We start from the raw sequence: 5,777 nt of genomic DNA on the forward strand, positions 1-5,777 counted from the left end.
ACTGGTATTACGTTCGCATCTTAATGTAGTGTTGCCCAGCGGCGTTCAATGAGAAAATTTTCTTTCAATAACGAGCATAAACGTGCGCCTGTGCATATTCTGTACAGGCGCTTTTGTATCAATCGTCGGTTACTTCACAAACCAGCCCTTTTAGGTAATACCCTTCTGGGTAAGTTCCGATAATAGGGTGGTCTGACGCTTGATTTAAACGTGCGATGATCTTTATGGTACGACCTGCGTCGAGCGCGGCATCGGCGACGACTTTTTGAAAGAGATCGGCAGGCATTAGCCCAGAACAGCTAAACGTAAGCAGCAGCCCGCCAGGCTTGACTGCGTGGATGCCGTACATGTTGATATCTTTATATCCGCGCGCAGCGCGATTCAACGTTGCTTTACTATCTACAAACTTCGGTGGGTCAAGAATAACCATATCAAACTGCTTACCTTGTTCGTGATACTCGCGAAGCGCTTTAAACACATCTTTATTGATATATTGCGCTTTGTTTTCGTCTAAACCATTTATTGCAATGTGATGTTTAGCCAAATCTAGCGCTGGTTGAGACACGTCGACGTTGGTCACCGAGTTTGCGCCGCCTGATAGGGCGTAGCATGAAAACGTACCTGTATAGCTAAAGCAATTAAGTACGTCTGCGTCTTTTGCGTAATGAGCGGCGGCTGCACGACTGTCTCGTTGGTCTAAATAAAAACCCGTCTTATGGCCGTTTTCGATATCCACTACAATGTTGATGCCGTTTTCTAAAACCGTTACCTGCATGGGCGGTTCGCCATGAAGTACGCCTGTCACAGGCTCTAACCCTTCTTTTTTGCGTACATCCACATCGCTTCGCTCATAGATGTGAATGTCGGGCATAAGCTTGGTGATAGCCCAGACTATTTTATCTCTGTGTTTCTCACCGCCAGCGCTTAACAGTTGAACTACGGCGACATTGTCGTAAAGGTCTATTGTTACCCCGGGAAGGCCATCACTCTCTGAGGCAACCCAACGAAAGGCATTGGTTTTACTCGGGTCAAAAAGGCGTTTACGCAATGTTAAAGCGGTTTCTAGACGGCGCAGAAAGAAACCATTATCAATGCTTTCCTCTTTCTTAAACGTCCACATGCGAACGCGGATTTTTGATTCTGGCGAATATGCGCCTTTGCCTAACCAGTCGCCTTCTGAATCGTACACGTCTACCGTATCGCCAACGCGAGCCCGTCCTTTTAACTCAGCCACGGCGCTTTCGAAAACCCAAGGGTGTTTGCGGCGTAGTGATTTATCTCTAGATGGTTGTAATATAACCTGTGCTGACATATGGGCTCTCGTAATATGTTATGCGGTACTGCGAATAGCCGCGATTATACGCAATTTCGTGTGCTCTGTGTTGAATAAACTCGAAAGAAACCCAAACTGTTCGTCAAGAAAATACGTACCGAATCTTTTGTTGAAAAGGATAAGTTATCACTATGCACTATGTGAATTTCGAAAAAGGATGCAAACCCGAGGCGCTGACCGTAAATGAACGTCAAGGCTACTCCTTGTCAGAGGGTAAAGTAAAAGTAGACGTAAAGGCGTTTGGGGTAAACAGAGCCGATACACTTCAGCGTCAGGGAAAATACCCGCCACCGCCAGGAGAGAGTGAAATTTTAGGTTTAGAAGTCGCGGGCGTGGTCTCTGAAGTCGCCAGTGATGTAAGTACGTTTAAAGAAGGGGATAAGGTCTTTGGCTTAGTTGCAGGTGGCGGATACGCAACAGAAGTTTTGGTAAACCCCGCTCACCTTATGTCTATCCCTGAAGGAATGCCATTTTTCGAAGCTGCCGGTCTTACCGAGGTGTTCCTTACTGCATTTCAATGCTTGCGTGCCATAGCTCACATTAAACCTGCTCAGCGTGCTCTCATTCACGGCGGTGCTAGCGGTGTTGGTTTGGCGGCTACGCAATTATGTCGCTATTGGGGAGTACATAGCGCAGTAACGGCATCGAGCAAAGAGAAACTGTCGCTGTGTGAGCAAAATGGTGCGGAACACATAATAAATTACAAACAACAAGCGTTCGATGAAGTGCTCAACAATGCATGGCCCGAAGGTGTAGATATGGTGCTGGACATGGTGGGAGGAGACTACCTTAATCGCAATCTAAAAGTGCTTAAACAAGACGGCAAAGTGGTTAATCTTGCCATGCTGGCAGGACGTTATGCAGATAATCTCGATATGGCGTTGTTGCTTGGAAAGCGTGCCTCAATCATTGGCACTACGCTGCGAAATCGCAGTGATGATTATAAGGCGGAGCTTATTCGAAATTTTGCGGCTGTGTGCCTACCCGCGTTCGAAAGTGGTGAGTTAAAAGTAAATATTGATACACATTATCATATTGATGACGTCAGTAAGACCCATGCCAGATTAGAAAATAATGATACCCAAGGGAAATTAGTGGTTTCTTGGTAGGGGAGACTATTGGGAAGCCTGCTTGCCAGCGTCAAAAATAGAGAGGGTATTAGGGTATTCAAAGGAGCGTTATCTCATGTGAGATATCGCCCCACTTTCTTTCTAAATATAGATAAGGTTGGGCAAAATCGTTATCAGTTGAAAGGGGCATGAGGTAATTTCAATCCAAAACGTTTTGCCTTTGTGATCATGCTAAGCCCTTGTGCTCATGCTAATTACTGACGAAACCCTCATCTACCTTCGTAGGGTTAGCCTCTGCGGCGCCTCTTGCTAAATCATCGCAACGTTCGTTTTCCGGGTGGCCAGAATGGCCCTTTACCCAATGCCAATTTACATCATGCTTTTTAACCGCTTCATCCAAACGCTTCCACAAATCCGCGTTTTTTACTGGCTTTTTATCTGAGGTACGCCAGCCATTCTTACGCCAGTTATGGATCCACTGATTAATACCATTTTTTACGTATTGACTGTCGGTAGTAAGTTCTACTTTACATGGTTCAGTAAGACTATTAAGTGCTTCGATAGGCGCGAGAAGCTCCATTCGGTTGTTTGTAGTATGTGAAAAACCGTCGCTCAACTCTTTTTTATGCTGTTTATAAATGAGTACGGCACCGTAGCCGCCGGGCCCCGGATTACCTAAACACGAACCGTCGGTGTATATATGGATGGTTTTTTGAGCCACAACGCTTCCTTTAATTTATCTTGTCTTTTCCCTTAGCGGATTGCGAAGGGGTTGATATACTATCAAAAAATGAAAGCGTAATTATAGTAGAGGTTCCATGCGCCAAATTGTACTCGATACTGAAACCACTGGTATTGACCCCAAAGAAGGCCACCGTATTATCGAAATTGGCTGTGTTGAGTTAGTAAACCGCCGATTAACGGGGAATCACTTTCATGTGTATATCAACCCTGGTCGCCACATAGAGCAAGAGGCTATTGAAGTTCACGGTATTACCAACGAATTTCTTGCCGATAAGCCAACGTTTTCACAAGTTGCTCAAGAATTTGTTAGTTTCATCAAAGGTGCTCAGCTGGTTATTCACAACGCGCCGTTCGACGTGGGCTTCATGGATCATGAATTCAAAATGGAGGCGTCAACGTCGGGCGTTATTACCAGCAAAATTTGCGATGTTCTGGATACACTTACCCTTGCTCGCCAAATGCATCCTGGGCAGAAAAATAACCTTGATGCACTGTGTAAGCGTTACGGCATAGACAACAGCCACCGTACCCTCCACGGGGCCTTACTCGATGCTGAGATACTCGCCGATGTTTATCTGTTGATGACCGGTGGCCAAACTAAATTAAAACTCGCATCATCAGGAGGCAGTGAGACTGACTCTACTGCAATTCGCAGAGTCGTTCGCAGTGCAAATAAATTAAAGGTTGTTAAAGCTACCGCCGATGAGTTAACACAGCATGAAGCTCGCTTAGATATTGTTGAAAAGGCGGGGGGGAAATGTCTATGGCGTCCTCAGTAAGAAGAGGGGTCTAATACTAGTTCGCATAGATAATTACTCAGTCAGCGAGAGTTAAAATGTTCGTAGTCGATGCGGACGGGTATTTGCTATTTCACATCATATTTAACACACCATTAGAGTGCAGGAGCAGCGTAGCGTGAGAGTGTGGTTTTATTGGGTAATTATTTTAGCATCATTGATTTACTCTATTGCTGCAGCACAGTCTCAAGAAGATGAGCGAGACGCTGCGCGTCAGCTTGCTGACAGCGTGCTTCAAACTACTCAAGAAAATAATCAGTCTGTCGACACGTCTGTGCTTACCGAGCTAGGCGACGACTACACGAATTCGATCAAGCTCTTACAGAATCGTTTCCGCGTTGACTACAATATAAAGGAAATCACCATGGTTTTCTTTCGCGAGTATGGCTCCGCCCCTGTCGTTTTAGTTAGACCCGATGGCTCAAAGCTATTTCAAGGGCGTTTCGATGAAGAAAAGGTCCAGTGGTTTGATTCTGATACCTTTGACATGATCACAATAAAAGATCCGGTACCAGGGCCATGGCAGGCAGTCGGCCAAGTGCTACCAGAAAGTCGAGTCATGGTTTTATCGAATATTGAACTTCACGCAGACCCTCTGCCTGAGATACTGTTTGCTGGTGAAATCCTGAAATCAACGGCCTACCTTACCAATAACGGTAAAAAAATTGAGCATAAACAATTCAGAGACGTCGTGGAGCTTGATATTGAGTTTAAAAGTACCAACAACCCTAATTTTGGTAACTTTGGAACTGGAGATCAGACTATCGCCACCTTTCGCGATGATGGGAGGGGAATGGACGAGCGACCCGCCGACGGTATTTTCACAGGGCAATTTAATTTAAAAGTTGCCGCTGGCGAATGGAAACCTGTCTTCAGAGTCACTACGCCTATGTATACCCGAGAGGAAGAGGGCACGCCTATCGTGCTTCATGACAACCCTGTGTCAATTAATGTCGAGATGAATGGTGGCGGTGATGGCTATCATAAAATTATTATTGACGTTAATAGGGAATTGGTAGACATCGAATCTTTGTTGGTGGACGGAAAAGTTAAGTTCCCTAATGCAGACATGCAGAACTTCTCTCTTACTGAGGGAGGTAGCGAACCACGAGAGCATCTTATTGTAGCTTACGAAAGAGGCATTTTCCGCGTAAAAGTTACCGCATACGGTGCTACCGTTGATGGAAGAGACTTTATTTTAGATGTGCCTGAATTTAGTTTTGTAGCGGAAGGACCGGTAGAGCCTGAAGTTGAAGACCCGTTAATAAATGGGGAAGACCCGATAGTTGACGGAAGCGCACCTATCATTGCGCCAATGGCCGATAACACAGTGATTGAAGATAGTGCTATTGATGAAGATGAAATTGATGAAGGCACCTTAACGCTGTTGTTGGTTGTCGTTAATGGCTCAATTGTTCTTATTGGTGTTATTGCAGCGGTTGTGATTATTGTTGTGCGTAAGAAAAGAAGTACTGCTAAATCAAGTTCAACGATGAAAGCTGCGGTTAAGCAGCCCACACAAACAACTGATGCGGATATTACAATGGAAGCACAGCCTAAGGGCTTCAAAAAAATATTGGGCATGTTTAAAAAGAAGAAAAATTCTGACGGCGCTTAGTCAAATCGATTTATATAAGAGAATCACCGTCGCTAATTTATCCACATTGAATTTTATTTCGACATAATGCTTATTTAACAGGCAAACAAACCGCAGATGACAATTTTATTAATAAAAAGCGTTGACTCCACATGGGGGAATACGTATTATCTGCGCCGCAGTCAGGGGACAGGGCAACATAAGCCAAGTCAACTAACTGATAACATTGAAGATGT

The 5,777-nt window shown here is 44.9% G+C and carries 5 protein-coding genes; 3 read left to right on the top strand and 2 right to left on the bottom strand.

What is annotated here, in order from left to right; all coding sequences use genetic code 11:
- Window positions 1-118: 118 nt before the first annotated feature.
- Window positions 119-1,312, bottom strand: a complete 1,194-nt coding sequence (locus tag GVO62_RS00875; RefSeq protein WP_159117345.1) for a class I SAM-dependent rRNA methyltransferase — start codon at window positions 1,310-1,312, stop codon at window positions 119-121.
- 152 nt (window positions 1,313-1,464) lie between these two features.
- On the opposite strand from GVO62_RS00875, the gene GVO62_RS00880 reads away from it, so the two are divergent.
- Window positions 1,465-2,442, top strand: coding sequence for an NAD(P)H-quinone oxidoreductase (locus GVO62_RS00880; protein ID WP_159117346.1), 978 nt, complete (start codon window positions 1,465-1,467; stop codon window positions 2,440-2,442).
- Between the two features lie 211 nt (window positions 2,443-2,653).
- Here GVO62_RS00880 and rnhA read toward each other — a convergent pair whose 3' ends face one another.
- Window positions 2,654-3,124: a ribonuclease HI gene (gene rnhA / locus GVO62_RS00885; RefSeq protein ID WP_159117347.1), complete on the bottom strand. Its 471-nt coding sequence runs from the start codon at window positions 3,122-3,124 to the stop codon at window positions 2,654-2,656.
- A 97-nt stretch (window positions 3,125-3,221) separates the two neighbouring features.
- Between rnhA and dnaQ the strand changes: the two genes are divergently transcribed.
- The gene (dnaQ, locus tag GVO62_RS00890; protein WP_120959714.1) at window positions 3,222-3,926 is read left to right on the top strand and encodes a DNA polymerase III subunit epsilon; all 705 of its coding nucleotides are present in this window, start codon (window positions 3,222-3,224) and stop codon (window positions 3,924-3,926) included.
- A gap of 136 nt (window positions 3,927-4,062) precedes the next feature.
- On the top strand, window positions 4,063-5,562 hold the full coding sequence (locus tag GVO62_RS00895; RefSeq protein ID WP_159117348.1) for a TIGR03503 family protein: 1,500 nt from the start codon (window positions 4,063-4,065) through the stop codon (window positions 5,560-5,562).
- Window positions 5,563-5,777: the final 215 nt, after the last annotated feature.

Origin of the sequence: Alteromonas sp. KUL150 (assembly GCF_009811475.1) — a bacterium.
Lineage (GTDB): Bacteria > Pseudomonadota > Gammaproteobacteria > Enterobacterales > Alteromonadaceae > Alteromonas > Alteromonas gracilis.

Excerpts from the sequence above, each read along its gene's own strand:
- GVO62_RS00875 (WP_159117345.1), bottom strand. The coding sequence starts at position 1,312 with ATGTCAGCACAGGTTATATTACAACCATCTAGAGATAAATCACTACGC.
- GVO62_RS00880 (WP_159117346.1), top strand. The coding sequence starts at position 1,465 with ATGCACTATGTGAATTTCGAAAAAGGATGCAAACCCGAGGCGCTGACC.
- dnaQ (WP_120959714.1), top strand. The coding sequence starts at position 3,222 with ATGCGCCAAATTGTACTCGATACTGAAACCACTGGTATTGACCCCAAA.